We start from the raw sequence: 14,427 nt of genomic DNA, 5'->3' as shown, positions 1-14,427 counted from the left end.
ATTTATTATTGGGCTACTGCGAATAATTTTTAAAACATAAACTATGATATAAATCATAGAAATCTAATCTACACCCACAGTATTTTTGCAAATTGTTAGATGACTGATTAAAAATCATTTCATTGAAATAATAAAATCAAAAATGACAATTAACAATACAATTGAACTCATGGCTCCTGCAGGAGATTTTGAGTCACTTCAGGCTGCTTTAGACAATGGCTGTGATTCAGTATATTTTGGAGTTGAACAGCTTAATATGCGTGCACGTTCAACAGTGAACTTTACGATTGACGATTTAAAAGAAATTGCCAATCGATGCGAAGCCAAAAACGTTCGAAGCTATCTTACTCTAAATACGATTATTTACGATCACGATTTATCAGTCGTAAAAACATTATTGACGAAAGCTAAAGAAGCCAATATTACATCTGTAATTGCTTCTGATCAAGCCGTAATTGCGATGGCAAGATCAATCGGAATAGAAGTTCATATTTCAACACAATTGAATGTAACGAATATTGAAACCATTAAATTCTACAGCTTATTTGCTGATACAATGGTTTTAAGCCGAGAATTGAGTTTGCGTCAAGTAAAGAACATTACAGACCAAATTGAGAAAGAACAGATAACAGGACCAAACGGAAATTTAGTTGAAATCGAAATCTTTGGTCACGGCGCTTTGTGTATGGCTGTTTCGGGAAAATGTTATTTGAGTCTGCATTCGCATAATTCATCTGCAAATCGTGGCGCATGCAAACAAAACTGCCGAAAAAAATATACGGTTATCGATCAGGAAACAGGTTTTGAAATCGAATTGGATAACGAATATATGATGTCGCCTAAAGATTTATGTACATTGGATTTCTTAGATCAGGTTATCGATTCTGGAATCAAGGTGTTGAAAATAGAAGGTCGAGGCCGTGCGCCAGAATATGTGGCAACAGTAACAAAAACCTATCGTGAAGCAATTGATGCCTATTACGAAGGAACTTTCTCTAAAGAAAAAACAGCAGTCTGGATGAAAGCTTTAGAAACGGTTTACAATCGCGGATTCTGGTCTGGTTATTACCTCGGACAGGAATTAGGAGAGTGGAGCGAGATTCCTGGATCTGCAGCAACGCAGAAAAAGGTTTATGTTGGTAAAGGAACGCATTATTTCCCAAAAGCTGAGGTTGGACAGTTTAAGATTGAAGCTTATGATATTAAAATCGGTGATAAAATTTTAGTAACGGGACCAAGCACGGGCGCTCAGGAAATGATTATCGATGAAATGTTTGTGAATGACGTTGCAGGAGAAAAAGCTACAAAAGGGGATGATTGCAGTTTCAAACTGCCGTTTAGAATCAGAATGTCGGACAAACTATATAAAATTGTTGAGGCGTAATGGTTATTATAACTTTACAAAGAGACAAATGCATTGGCTGCAACTATTGCGTCGAAATGGATCCTGTTCATTTTCAAATGTCAAAAAAAGATGGGAAATCGGTTCTCATTCATTCGCAGAATGCAAAAGGCTTTTTTACTTTAAAATCCCCCAATCATGCGATTGTTGAAAGCTGTGAACTGGCAGCAAAGGCTTGTCCGGTGAAGATTATTACGGTTAAAGAGACCTGAGAAACTTGTTTTAAAATATAACCCCTATTTGTAGTAATACAAAATAGGGGGTTTTATTATTCATCGTAAAGATGCAGCTCATCAAAATCTTTGATTTCAGATAATTTAATCAATTTTGATCTTTTTATTTTCGTCTCGGTTTTCTCAAAGACTTCTTCGCTGTCTTCCACATTTCTGTTTATGTTTTCACTTTCTATTTTCATTTTGGTTAAAAAGTTTATACTGGTTTTATAAAGAACTATCGGGCCATGGTTTTCGCTAGAATCGTAGCCAATCATTTCTAAATCATTGTTTTGATATCTGAAGGTGTAACTCCAATAACCGTATCTTCCATGAGCATAGTTTATGTACAATTTTCCGTTTTTTATTTCAAGGTCAAGTTCTGGGGCATAATAAACACCACCTTCTTCATTTTCGGAAGAAAAACAGCTGTAATTTTTAGCAGCTAATTCATAACCACCATTTTTATTTAATAATGCTATAATTCCTCTTCGATTTCTATCTAATTCTCCACGATATTCATGCTGAATTATTTTACTCTTATCTGTCCCTTTAATAATTAATATGCAGTCTTCCAGTCCGTCTTTATTAAAATCGCCTTTAATTGTATCAAATGGGACGTATCCTTTTGGAATAAAATCTTCAGGCTTTTTCTTTATTTCGATTGAAGTTGTGTCTCCTTCAAAAACTTCTGGAACAGTCGGAATTTCTGAAACCTGACCAGATTCGGTTTTTTCTTTGGTTTTGTTACAACTTGAAAATCCAATAAGGATTAAGATATTGATTGTAAAAAGTAGGTTTCTAATCATAATAGGTTTTTTAAATTTCATCAAGACAAACATTTTGTGTCATTCAAAGCGTTTGATGATTTTATCTTTTATAATTTGGTTCGCTTAGCAAAATGGGCGTCGTATTTGCAAGAACCCATTTAGTTGCGAGTTCACATAGAAAATTAAGTTCGTCGATTTCTCCATCTCCATTTTTTCGAACATCTTTTATAACTAAATCTGCTTTTGCAAGTTCTTTAGTAGACAGTGAATTATTTGAAGACAAATGGATAAAAAAGGCATCTAACATTTTTTTAAAATCGATATTCCAATTTCCACCGCCATTTCTATATATTTCATCTCGCACTTTTCCTGCAATGCGCACGACTTCGCCTTGTATGGTTTTTGAACTGCCCTTTGACGGTATTAAGAGTTCCCATAGTTCTTCGAATTGTTTCTCCCAAGTTGTGCCAGTTACAGAAATGGGAGACACACCGTTATGTAGAATGCGTCTTTTTACAGGCGGAACATGAAACATTTCATAAAGTTCGTTTAATGCATTGTCTGTCTCTTCTAAATAATCTTTGTTGAAATTTTCTCTATGAAATTCAAAATCCTCTCCTTTTCGAATGACAGCATCTTTCATGGTTTGAGTTATTTCGCCGTTAGATTTTAAAAGTATTTTAGATATTTCGGCCAAATTTGGAAGATCAATGTTGTTTGCTCTAATCAAAGCCCTTTCTAATGGAGTTTGTTTGTAGTTATTCAACGCACTGATCTCTGCTCCATATTCAATAAGTTTTTTAACTGCATCTGTATTAAAACCGCTTCCAGCAGCAAAATGTAAAGGAGTATCTCCATAATTGTCCCTTGCATGTATATTTGCACCGAGTTCTAATAAAGTTGAAACCTTACCAGTGCGCATAATCGCGTTTTGATGTAATGCAGTACGGTTATAAGTATCAACAGCTTCTAAATCTGCACCATTTTGCACTAGCCAATGTATAAGCTCATCAGGAATACCCCAAAAGCTTAATGCTGTTGTTTTTCCGTAGCCGCCTCTTGCATCCAATTCACAAGTTTCAAATACTGTTTTTAACGCTTCAATGTCTTTTTTTTCAATTAATTCGTTAAAATTTTTGGGAAGTGTTTTCTTTTTCTTTGCCATTATTCTTATTGCTTTTTAAAATCATTGATCAAGATATTTGATTTCAAATACCTATTTTAGCATTGATATCATGTTTGTCTACATATGCTTGTGCAACATTCATTAATTTGGTAAACTTTGCATCAATTTCGCTTTGTGTTGATGCGTCAAAATCGGTAATTGCTTTTTGTATTTGTTCAGGCGAAGCTTTTTCATCTTTTAGCTTTGCAATTGGTAAATAACCTTCTTTTTGTTTGGCAATCGCATAAGCAAATAAATCTTTTGATGCTTGAAGAAGTTCTTTATTGTCATCATCTTCTGGTATATCTTTAATAGTTTGAAAACGTGTTTCCAGATTCGTAATGTCATATTTAAATGCATCGTAGTAAGAAGAAGGAACCATCTTTTTTTGGCTTTCATCATAAACTTGTGCTTCAGATTGCAGTTTTTCATTAATTTCTTTACTTCCAAAACGAGATAATAAATTCGAATTTAAAGCAGCAATTTCGAAGGTTTTTTCTGGTGAAAGGTTGGTGCAAGATGTAACGATGCTTCCGGCAATTATTACTAAAAAAAAAGTTGTGGCATTTAAGATTTTTTTCATTTTGTGTTTATTTATATTTATCCTTTTAAAATTTTACTTTTCTCAGCATCAAATTCCTCCGAAGTTAAGATTCCAGCATCTAGAAGTTCCTTTAAATCTAATAATGCTTTTTTCTTTGCTTCCATCGAATTTGAAACTTCGGCTTTTGGTGCTTCGGGTTGTTGTGGAGTATTTATTGGATTTACAACAGTTCCTGATGGAGCATATTTCAGAATAAGTTCCGTAATTTCATTAAAACCTTTTACATTCGAATAATCTATCGCTTTTTGTTCTTTTACGTTTACGATTGAAGCATCGGCTTTGTTGTCCAATAGATACTTTACAACATCCTTTTTTCCATTTGCGGCGCTGTAGTGCAAAGGCGTGTTTCCAGATTCGTCTTGAATGTTGATGTTCGCCCCAGCTTCAATCAGCAGTTTAACCATGCTTAAATTTCCCTTTTTGGTTGCCACATGTAATAGGCTTTCTCCGCCATAGTTGTATGAACTGTTTAAGGTAAAGCTCGATTCGTTCGAAATATTTGTGGCGCTTACAATCCAATCCAAATAATCATTCATTGAAGAAGTGTCCTCAGCCATTGGTTTGCTATAATTCACATCAACTCCGTTTTCTAAAAATAAGGCCACAATCTCCTTCTGATTATTCGCGCAAGCGTACCAAATCGGAGAATATCCATTATTGCTTGAAGTAAATACATCTGAGCCTCTTTCAATCAATAATTTAGCTAACATTCTATTGGTTTCATAGCAAGCAATTAAAAGTGCATTTTCACCCGAATGATTCGTATGGTTTATATCGGCACCGTTATCTAAAAGCAAAGTCACCATCGGAATCGATTTGGTATAACAAGCATAAATAAGCGGTGTATTTCCCTGTTTATCGGTTACATTAATATCGGCGCCATTATCTAAAAGCAGTTGTATGATTTCTCTATTTAGTTTTGCAGAAGCCAATAATAGCGGAGTTTCTCCATTGTTATTCAGTAAATTAACATCGACTCCAGCTTGAAGCAACTTTGTTGCAATTTCAATTTGAGCCGTCTGAACTACTAAATGCAACAGGCTATTTCCGTATTTGTCGTTTTTGGTAATTTCTGCTCCATTTTCTAAAAGATATAATGCAGTTTGTTTTTGTTTTTGAAGGCAGGCAAAGTACAAAGGCGTTTCTCCCTGATGATCTTCGTAGTTAATATCGGCACCTTCTTCGTGTAGAATTTTTACAATATCGAGATAACCGCGATGCGCGGCGTAATGAATTGCAGTTCTTCCTTTTTCATCGGTATATTTTACATCTACTTCTTTATTTTGAAGCAGCAATTCGGCTATTTTTCGATTCCCGTTTTCGCAGGCAACTATAAATGACATTGACATGTATGTGGTATTTTAGTAAATGATTGTTTTATTGTTTCATTAAAAGTTCAACCGTTTTAATTTTCAGGTTGTCTCCAGAGGCAAGCATCAAAGCCGTTTCGTCTTTGTCGTTTGTAATCGAAATGTCGGCGCCTTGATCCAAAAGTAATTTTACTTTTCTATAGGTTTCTTTTGCCATTTCTGCGTCGTAGTTCACATTATAAGCGCAGACTTTATGCAAAATAGTATTTCCTTGATTGTCTTGTTCGTTCACATCTAAAGAAACATTCTCTAAAACCGATTTCAAGATGTCTGATTTCTTTTCAACAATAAAATCAATTCCTGATTTCGGCTGTCCGTAATATTGCGCATAGAAATTCACGTCAGCGCCATCAGACAATAATCTTTCTAAGAATGAAATATCATTTGGGGAGCCAGAAACAGAACTGATGAAATTAGTAAACAGAGTTCGTCCGTCTTTATTCACAATATTAAAATCAGGGGAAGAAAAAGTTGCTAGAGCATCGTACATATCATACGAGTGTTGCTCTGCCACAGCGTAATAAAAAGCAGTATTGTTCTGATTGTCAGTTTCGCTAGAATCGGCACCGTTTTCGAGTAAAAATGGTAAAAGCTCTTTTCGAGTTCTTTTAACGGCACACATCAAAGGCGTAGTGCCAACAATATTTTTCTCGTTAATGTCAACACCATTGTTCAGAAGAATCGTGATATATTCTTTCACTTTTGCAGGATCTAGGCCATATGTATTCAAGACGGCATAAATGAAATTTTCTCCTGCATTGTTCTTATACTGTGTGTTAGCTCCAAAATCATCAACCAAAACTTTAACTATTTTTGGTGAAATGCCTTTTTCAAGAAAATAACCAAGAAGAGTTTTATCACTGATTTCGTCGTTAAGGTTATCCATTTTCGACATCAATTCTTTGAAAAAAGTAATTGATTCTTCGTCATCTTTTAAATATAAAGTTAGTGGCTTAAAAATGGATTGGTCAAAACTGTCTAATTCGTAAATGTCGGTTTCAATAAAACCTGCTTTTATTAATTTTTCAATGAAATCAATTTCTTTAGCATCAATAATTTTGGCAGTAATCTGAGAAAAATTGTTTTTTAGATATTGTTCATTAAATTTTTCTCCGTTATTTAGACATTCTCTGGCCTCGTCAAATTTTCCCTGAAAAAGGAAATTTTCAATCTGGTTTTGTGTTTGCATTTGAAATATATTTAAAAATGATGATAAGTTTTAATTGTAATTTGGCTTGTAGTTGTTGACTTCGCAAACTCTGCTGTAAGATAAAACATAAAAATCGTAAATATATTTTAGGATTAAAAATTAAAAAGATCTTTTGCGATTTATAACAGACAGAAAACGTTGTTTGCAGGCTTTTTTGTAAATAAGTAAGAATAAACTCCTTTTTTTTGAATCGAATTTTATTTATAAATCAATTCATTTTTTATTTAACAAACCATTAGTTTTAATCCATAAAAAGCAAAATAAAAAAAATACTATCTTTACCGATCAAACGTTTATGAACTTAAGCTGCATTCTGGCAGCACTACATATATAATTATGGCATGTACAAGTTGTTCAACCTCAGACGGTGGCGCACCAAAAGGTTGTAAAAATAATGGGACTTGCGGCACCGATAGCTGCAATAAATTGACGGTTTTTGACTGGCTTTCTAATATGAGTCCGTCTAATGGAGAGGCGATTTTTGATTGTGTTGAGGTTCGTTTTAAGAACGGACGCAAGGAATTTTTTAGAAATTCAGAGAAATTAACTTTAAGTATTGGCGATATTGTAGCAACTGTTGCTTCGCCAGGACATGATATTGGAATTGTGACTCTTACAGGAGAATTGGTAAAGATTCAAATGAAGAAAAAAGGAGTCAATTACGAAAGTAATGACGTTCCAAAAATTTACAGAAAAGCATCTCAAAAAGATATCGATATCTGGTCTGTTGCCCGTGATCGTGAAGAACCAATGAAAGTTCGCGCACGTGAATTGGCAATTCAGCATAAGCTGGAAATGAAAATTTCGGATATCGAATTTCAAGGAGACGGATCTAAAGCAACTTTTTACTACACAGCAAATGATCGTGTCGATTTTAGAATGCTTATTAAAGATTTTGCTAAAGAATTTAGCACTAGAGTAGAAATGAAACAAGTTGGTTTCCGTCAGGAAGCAGCTCGTTTGGGTGGAGTTGGTTCTTGCGGACGTGAACTTTGCTGTTCGACTTGGTTAACAGATTTTAGAAGTGTAAATACTTCCGCAGCTCGTTACCAGCAGTTGTCATTGAATCCACAGAAATTAGCGGGGCAATGCGGAAAATTAAAATGCTGTCTAAACTATGAGTTAGACACTTACATGGATGCATTAAAGGATTTTCCTGATTACGATACAAAATTGATCACGGAAAAAGGAGATGCAGTTTGCCAAAAACAAGATATTTTTAAAGGATTAATGTGGTTTGCTTACACCAATAATTTCGCAAACTGGCACGTTTTAAAAATTGATCAGGTAAAAGAAATTATTGCCGAAAACAAGCTGAAAAACAAAGTTTCTTCTTTAGAAGATTTTGCTGTTGAGGTAGTTGCAGAACCAGAAAAAGATTTCAATAATGCAATGGGACAAGAGAGTTTAACTCGTTTTGACCAGCCAAAAAGAAAGAAAAAACCAAACCGTAAACGCAAACAAAATGCAGAAGCGGCTGGTGTTGTAGCTCCTGTAAAACCACAGCAAGAGAAAAACACTAATACAGCAAAACCAGCAGGGAATAATAATCCAAACAACGCTGGAAATGCGAATAATGGTAATCCTGGGACTAAACCAAACAATTCAAATAAGCCAAATCATAAGAAAAAGCATAATTCGAATAAAAACAATCCGAATAAGCAAAATTCAAATGAAAATAAACCTGCTGAACCTAGAAAACCAATAACGAATACTAAAAATGAGAATAAAAAATAGCGGAATTCTTCTCTTGGCAGCAATACTTCTTTTTTCTTGTGATAAAAAAAGAGTATTTGATGAGTATAAATCTGTTGGAAGTGCGTGGCATAAAGACAGTATTATAAGCTTTGATCTACCGGTTTTAGATTCTACAAAAAAATACAATGCCTTTGTAAACATACGAGACAACAACAATTATCCGTTTAATAATTTGTTTTTGATTGTAGCTTTAGAAACCCCAAGCGGTTTCACAAAAGTAGATACGTTAGAATATCAAATGGCAGCGCCAGACGGGACTTTATTAGGAAACGGATTTTCGGATATAAAAGAAAGTAAGCTCTTTTACAAAGAAGATGTAAAATTTACAGGAAAATATAAAGTTCATATCAAACAAGCTGTTAGACAATCAGGTAAAATTCCTGGTGTTGAAGCTTTACAAGGAATTACAGACGTTGGTTTTAGAATAGAACAAAAAGATTAGAAAAATAGTTATGGCTGCTAAAAAAAACAATCCATCAAATAAAACTAAGGATATTAATTATTACAAGAAGAAATTCTGGAGGGTATTTGCTTACTCTTTATTAGGAGTTTTAGCTTTCTTCTTATTTGCTTCATGGGGTTTATTTGGCTCTATGCCTTCGTTTGAAGATTTAGAAAATCCAGATTCAAACCTTGCGACAGAGATTATTTCTTCTGACGGAGTAGTATTAGGTAAATATTTCAAAACCAATAGATCTCAGCTTAAATATTCAGATTTACCAAAAAATCTGGTTGAAGCGCTTGTTGCAACTGAAGATGCACGTTTCTATGAACATTCAGGAATTGATGGACGCGGAACTTTAAGAGCCGTTTTTAGTTTAGGAACAAACGGAGGTGCAAGTACATTGACGCAACAGCTTGCAAAACAGTTGTTTCATGGTGAAGGATCTAAATTTCTTCCTTTTAGGATTGTACAAAAAATTAAAGAATGGATTATTGCCATTCGTCTGGAAAGACAATATACCAAGAATGAAATCCTAGCAATGTACTGTAATGTCTATGACTTCGGAAATTATTCTGTCGGAGTAAGTTCTGCGGCGCAAACTTATTTTTCTAAAGATCCAAAAGATTTGACAGTTGACGAATCTGCTATTTTGGTTGGAATGTTCAAAAACTCAGGTTTATACAATCCCGTTAGAAATCCAGAGGGAGTAAAGAACCGCCGTAATGTGGTTTTATCTCAAATGGCAAAAGCAAAAATGATTTCGGAAGCTGAAAAAGAAAGACTTCAAGCTTTGCCAATTACTTTGAAATTTAAGCTAGAAAGCCACCGTGAAGGTATAGCGACTTATTTTAGAGAATATCTTCGTGATTACATGAAGAAATGGGTAGCAGAAAACAAAAAACCAGACGGATCTGACTACGATATTTACAAAGACGGTCTTAAAATCTATACTACGATAGATTCTAGAATGCAAACTTATGCTGAAGAAGCGGTTGCAGCACACATGCAAAATCTTCAGCAACAGTTTTATATTGATCAAAAAAACAATAAAAATGCTCCTTTTGTAAACATTACACAAGCTGAGACAGATAGAATCATGATGCAGGCGATGAAGAATTCTGTTCGCTGGGCTCAGATGAAAGAAATGGATAAAAGCGAAGATGATATTATTGCTTCATTTAAAGTAAAAACAAAGATGCGTGTCTTTACTTGGAAAGGAGAAAGAGATACAGTAATGACGCCGTTAGATTCTATTCGTTACTACAAGCACTTTTTACAATCTGGTTTAATGTCGATGGAGCCTCAAACGGGTGCAATTAAAGCTTGGGTTGGAGGAATCAACTATAAATATTTCCAATACGATCACGTAGGACAAGGAGCAAGACAGGTTGGTTCTACTTTCAAGCCTTTCGTTTATGCAACAGCAATCGAAGAATTGAATATGTCTCCTTGTGATTCTATTTTGGACGGACCGTTTATGATTCATAAAGGGCGTCACCACGTAACAGAAGATTGGGAGCCAAGAAACTCAAACCATACTTACCGTGGTATGGTAACTTTAAAACAAGCTTTGGCTGGTTCTATTAATACTGTTTCTGCTAAATTAATTGATAGAACAGGTCCAGAAGCTGTTGTAGAATTGACGAAGAAATTAGGAGTAAAAACAGAAATTCCAGTACAGCCTTCAATTGCCTTAGGCGCGGTTGATATTACGGTTGAAGATATGGTTGCGGCGTATAGCACATTTGCAAACCAAGGAGTTTATGTAAAGCCACAGTTTTTAAGCAGAATTGAGAATAAAAGCGGTGAGGTTATTTATGAGCCGATTCCTGAGTCTCACGACGTTTTAAATAAAGATATTGCTTTTGCAGTAATCAAATTGCTTCAAGGGGTAACAGAAAGTGGTTCTGGTGTGCGTTTACGTACGCAAGGCGGTGGAAGCGGAGATAACCGTTGGACAGGATATCCATACATGTTTACAAACCCAATTGCTGGTAAAACAGGAACAACACAAAACCAGTCTGATGGTTGGTTTATGGGAATGGTTCCGAATTTAGTAACGGGAGTTTGGGTTGGATGCGAGGATCGTTCAGCGCGTTTCAAAAGCTTGACTTACGGACAAGGAGCTACAGCAGCTTTACCAGTTTGGGGTTATTATATGAAAAAGTGCTACGCCGATAAAGATCTTCAGATTTCAAAATCTGAATTTGAGCGTCCAGCAAACCTTTCTATTAAAGTAGATTGCTATCAAAGACCAGCCGTCGTAAAAGACACTACGCAAACTGAACAAAATACTGACGAGTTTGAATTGTAACATTGTTGCGATAACACTTATCTAGTTGTATATCAATCCCTTTACTAGTCTTTTGAAAGATTTGTAAAGGGATTTTTCTTTTGGTTTTATTTTTACGAAATCGTTATAATTTAATCTAAAAATCTTATTTTTATCAAAAATATTCAGCAATAAAGATAGTTTGTTATGATAACAAAAAAAGTAAATAGCGTTCAGGATGCTATTGAAGGAATTCAAAACGGCATGACCATCATGTTTGGCGGTTTCGGATTATGTGGTATTCCTGAAAATACAATTGCAGCGTTGGTAAATACATCAATTTCAGATTTAACCTGTATTTCAAATAATGCGGGAGTCGATGATTTTGGTTTAGGATTGTTGTTGCAGAAAAAACAGATCAAAAAAATGATTTCTTCGTATGTGGGAGAAAATGCGGAATTCGAGCGTCAGATGCTTTCGGGAGAATTAGAAGTTGAATTGACACCGCAAGGAACTCTTGCAGAACGCTGTCGTGCAGCTCAAGCAGGAATACCTGCATTCTTTACTCCAGCAGGTTATGGAACTGAAGTGGCAGAAGGAAAAGAAGCACGTGAATTCAACGGAAAAATGCACATTATGGAAGAAGCTTTCAAAGCCGATTTTGCAATCGTAAAAGCTTGGAAAGGAGACGAAGCTGGAAATCTAATTTTTAAAGGAACAGCCAGAAATTTCAATGCTTGTATGGCTGGAGCTGGGAAAATTACAATTGCAGAAGTAGAAGAATTGGTTCCAGTTGGGACTTTAGATCCAAATCAGATTCATATTCCGGGAATCATGGTACAGCGTATCTTTCAAGGAGAAAAATTTGAGAAACGAATTGAACAACGAACTGTAAGAGCTAGAAATTAGATAATTAGAAAATGAGGCAATTAGATAATTGTTTTGGCATTATCTAATTATCAAATTGACACATTAAAAATATGACTAAATTTAGCATAGTTCTTTTTTCGTTCTTATCGTTTCAAGTTTTTTCTCAAGGTACAAATGAACTTCGAAATCAATTACATCAAATTATTTCGAATAAAAGTGCAACTTTAGGTCTTTCTATGAAAGGTATTGAAGATAAGGATACTTTGAGCATCAATGGAAATTTAAAAATGCCAATGATGAGTGTGTTTAAATTTCATATTGCTTTGGCAGTTTTGCATAAAGTCGATGAAGGAAAACTTAATCTTACTCAGGAAATCTTTATAAAAAAGAAAGATTTAAAAGAAGATACGTGGAGTCCGATGAAAGTAGATTATCCAGAGGGAAATGTAAATTTGACTTTAGATAAAATACTTCGCTACACGGTTTCGCATAGTGACAATAACGGATGCGACATTTTGATCAATTTAGTCGGAGGTACAAAGTACATTCAAAAGTTTATAAATGAGCAAGGTATCAAGGATTTCGTTATTAAGATGAACGAAGACCAAATGAAGACGTGGAAAAATCTTTATGTCAATACCACAACTCCGATAGCAACAACAGAATTGCTTGAAAAGTTTTTTAAAGGCGAAATTTTAAAACAAGAAACGACAAAGTATTTGTATCAAATAATGTTTGAAACTTCAAGAGGTCTTACTTGGATGAAAGCTGGACTTCCTGAAAACACCGAATTAGCACATAGAACTGGAATTTCGGGCACTAATGATGCGAATCTGAGAGTAGCAATGAATGACATTGGAATTGTAAAGCTTCCAAACGGAAAACATTTCATTCTGTCGGTTTACTTGAAAGATATTACAGAGAAAAGAGGGGATACAGAAAAAATAATAGCGGACCTAACAAAAGCAGTTTGGGATTATTTTATTAGATAATTAGACAATGTGCCAATTAGATAATTAATTTAGATCGTGTTAAGCATTTTCTAATTATCAAATTGACTAATTGGCACATTAAAAAGACACATTAAAAAATTATGGCACTTAGTAAAGAAGATATAGCAAAGCGAATTGCAAAAGAGGTAAAAGACCGTTATTTCGTGAATCTAGGTATTGGGATTCCAACTTTGGTAGCGAATTATGTTCGAGAAGATATTGCAGTAGAATTTCAAAGTGAAAATGGAGTTCTTGGAATGGGGCCTTTTCCTTTTGAAGGAGAAGAAGATGCTGATATTATTAATGCGGGAAAACAAACCATTACGACACTTCCGGGAGCAAGTTTCTTTGATTCGGCTTTCAGTTTCGGAATGATCAGAAGCCAGAAAGTAGATTTGACGATTCTAGGAGCAATGGAGGTTTCTGAAAACGGAGACATCGCCAACTGGAAAATTCCAGGCAAAATGGTAAAAGGAATGGGAGGCGCAATGGATTTGGTAGCTTCTGCCGAAAATATCATTGTTGCCATGATGCATGTAAACAAAGCCGGTGAGTCAAAAATCTTAAAAAGATGTACTTTGCCATTAACGGGCGTAGAATGCGTTAAAAAGGTTGTAACTGAGCTTGCAGTTCTGGAAGTAACAGAAAAAGGTTTTAAGCTCTTAGAACGCGCGCCAGGTGTCTCAGTCGAGCACATCATCGCTTCAACTGAAGCTGATTTGATTATTGAAGGTGAAATTCCTGAGATGGTTTTTTAAGGTTCAAAGGCTCAAAGGTGCAGAGGCTCAAAGTTGAAGTGCTAAAAATAAATTTAGATAAGAGAACTTTCTTAAGGGAAGGTTCTCTTTTTATTTTAATCAATCTCGAAGAATTTAAATAGTCTTTTATTTACATTTGCTATGATTTAAAAAAATACGCCTTTGGAAAAGTTTGAAATTGATGTTAAATGGGGAAGTTATTTGTTTATAATAAATGCAGCAACCTCAATTTTAATTGCGCTACTCATGTTTTTGATAGACATTCGGAGTTTATTATATCTTTCTAATGTTCTTATACCAGTTTTTATAGTTCAATTATTATATTTTTCTATTAGAGATTTCAAAGAAAATAGAAAATATGGTTTAAGTAAAGGTTTTCGAAAGTTCTTTGCTTTTGTTAGAGTTTTGGCAATGTATTTCATCTTAGTCTCATTTTCAGACGGAAGAGGAAATATGTGGTGTTTTTCTTTATTGCTTCCTTATAGAAAAAAAGACGTTTCAGAGTTATCGGCAGACGTTGATTCAATAGAAGATGATGGAATCACACTTAATGAGTTTATGGCTACTTTAAAAAGAAAGTTCAGCAGATCATAAACTCC

14 protein-coding genes are annotated in these 14,427 nt (G+C 34.7%); 9 read left to right on the top strand and 5 right to left on the bottom strand.

Annotated elements, in window-relative coordinates:
- The first annotated feature begins 142 nt into the window (after positions 1-142).
- Both PQ463_RS17500 and PQ463_RS17495 read left to right on the top strand, forming a co-directional pair.
- Positions 143-1,384 (top strand): peptidase U32 family protein, encoded by a 1,242-nt coding sequence (locus tag PQ463_RS17500; protein WP_274254775.1) that lies wholly within the window; start codon positions 143-145, stop codon positions 1,382-1,384.
- Complete coding sequence (locus PQ463_RS17495) at positions 1,384-1,614, top strand: ferredoxin (protein WP_111377683.1); 231 nt, start codon at positions 1,384-1,386, stop codon at positions 1,612-1,614. The genes PQ463_RS17500 and PQ463_RS17495 overlap by 1 nt, the downstream gene beginning before the upstream one ends.
- A 56-nt stretch (positions 1,615-1,670) precedes the next feature.
- On the opposite strand, the gene PQ463_RS17490 is transcribed toward PQ463_RS17495, so the two are convergent.
- The 5 genes from PQ463_RS17490 to PQ463_RS17470 all read right to left on the bottom strand — a co-directional run bounded on the left by PQ463_RS17490 (position 1,671) and on the right by PQ463_RS17470 (position 6,712).
- Positions 1,671-2,423 carry a hypothetical protein gene (locus tag PQ463_RS17490; protein ID WP_274254774.1) on the bottom strand — a complete coding sequence of 251 codons (753 nt, stop codon included), beginning with the start codon at positions 2,421-2,423 and terminating at the stop codon, positions 1,671-1,673.
- Between the two features lie 61 nt (positions 2,424-2,484).
- Positions 2,485-3,549: an ankyrin repeat domain-containing protein gene (locus PQ463_RS17485; RefSeq protein ID WP_274254773.1), complete on the bottom strand. Its 1,065-nt coding sequence runs from the start codon at positions 3,547-3,549 to the stop codon at positions 2,485-2,487.
- Positions 3,550-3,592: 43 nt separating this feature from the next.
- Complete coding sequence (locus PQ463_RS17480) at positions 3,593-4,132, bottom strand: hypothetical protein (protein WP_274254772.1); 540 nt, start codon at positions 4,130-4,132, stop codon at positions 3,593-3,595.
- Between the two features lie 17 nt (positions 4,133-4,149).
- Positions 4,150-5,502 (bottom strand): ankyrin repeat domain-containing protein, encoded by a 1,353-nt coding sequence (locus PQ463_RS17475; RefSeq protein ID WP_274254771.1) that lies wholly within the window; start codon positions 5,500-5,502, stop codon positions 4,150-4,152.
- A 28-nt stretch (positions 5,503-5,530) separates the two neighbouring features.
- Positions 5,531-6,712: an ankyrin repeat domain-containing protein gene (locus tag PQ463_RS17470; RefSeq protein ID WP_274254770.1), complete on the bottom strand. Its 1,182-nt coding sequence runs from the start codon at positions 6,710-6,712 to the stop codon at positions 5,531-5,533.
- 357 nt (positions 6,713-7,069) lie between these two features.
- Here PQ463_RS17470 and PQ463_RS17465 point away from each other — a divergent pair, with 357 nt between their 5' ends.
- The 7 genes from PQ463_RS17465 (at position 7,070) to PQ463_RS17435 (ending at position 14,422) form a co-directional block, all read left to right on the top strand.
- Positions 7,070-8,470: a PSP1 domain-containing protein gene (locus tag PQ463_RS17465; RefSeq protein WP_274254769.1), complete on the top strand. Its 1,401-nt coding sequence runs from the start codon at positions 7,070-7,072 to the stop codon at positions 8,468-8,470.
- The gene (locus PQ463_RS17460) at positions 8,454-8,933 is read left to right on the top strand and encodes a gliding motility lipoprotein GldH (protein WP_111377678.1); all 480 of its coding nucleotides are present in this window, start codon (positions 8,454-8,456) and stop codon (positions 8,931-8,933) included. The genes PQ463_RS17465 and PQ463_RS17460 overlap by 17 nt, the downstream gene beginning before the upstream one ends.
- Before the next feature lie 10 nt (positions 8,934-8,943).
- Positions 8,944-11,250, top strand: coding sequence for a penicillin-binding protein 1A (locus PQ463_RS17455; RefSeq protein ID WP_274254768.1), 2,307 nt, complete (start codon positions 8,944-8,946; stop codon positions 11,248-11,250).
- Between the two features lie 165 nt (positions 11,251-11,415).
- Positions 11,416-12,117, top strand: coding sequence for a CoA transferase subunit A (locus PQ463_RS17450; protein ID WP_274254767.1), 702 nt, complete (start codon positions 11,416-11,418; stop codon positions 12,115-12,117).
- Between the two features lie 71 nt (positions 12,118-12,188).
- Positions 12,189-13,070 carry a class A beta-lactamase, subclass A2 gene (gene bla / locus PQ463_RS17445; protein ID WP_274254766.1) on the top strand — a complete coding sequence of 294 codons (882 nt, stop codon included), beginning with the start codon at positions 12,189-12,191 and terminating at the stop codon, positions 13,068-13,070.
- Between the two features lie 101 nt (positions 13,071-13,171).
- Positions 13,172-13,828, top strand: coding sequence for a CoA transferase subunit B (locus tag PQ463_RS17440; RefSeq protein ID WP_274254765.1), 657 nt, complete (start codon positions 13,172-13,174; stop codon positions 13,826-13,828).
- 162 nt (positions 13,829-13,990) lie between these two features.
- Positions 13,991-14,422 carry a hypothetical protein gene (locus PQ463_RS17435; protein ID WP_274254764.1) on the top strand — a complete coding sequence of 144 codons (432 nt, stop codon included), beginning with the start codon at positions 13,991-13,993 and terminating at the stop codon, positions 14,420-14,422.
- Positions 14,423-14,427: the final 5 nt, after the last annotated feature.

This window comes from Flavobacterium sp. KACC 22763 (assembly GCF_028736155.1).
In the GTDB taxonomy this organism is placed as follows: Bacteria; Bacteroidota; Bacteroidia; order Flavobacteriales; family Flavobacteriaceae; genus Flavobacterium.
This window is presented reverse-complemented; position numbering and strand designations above follow the sequence as displayed.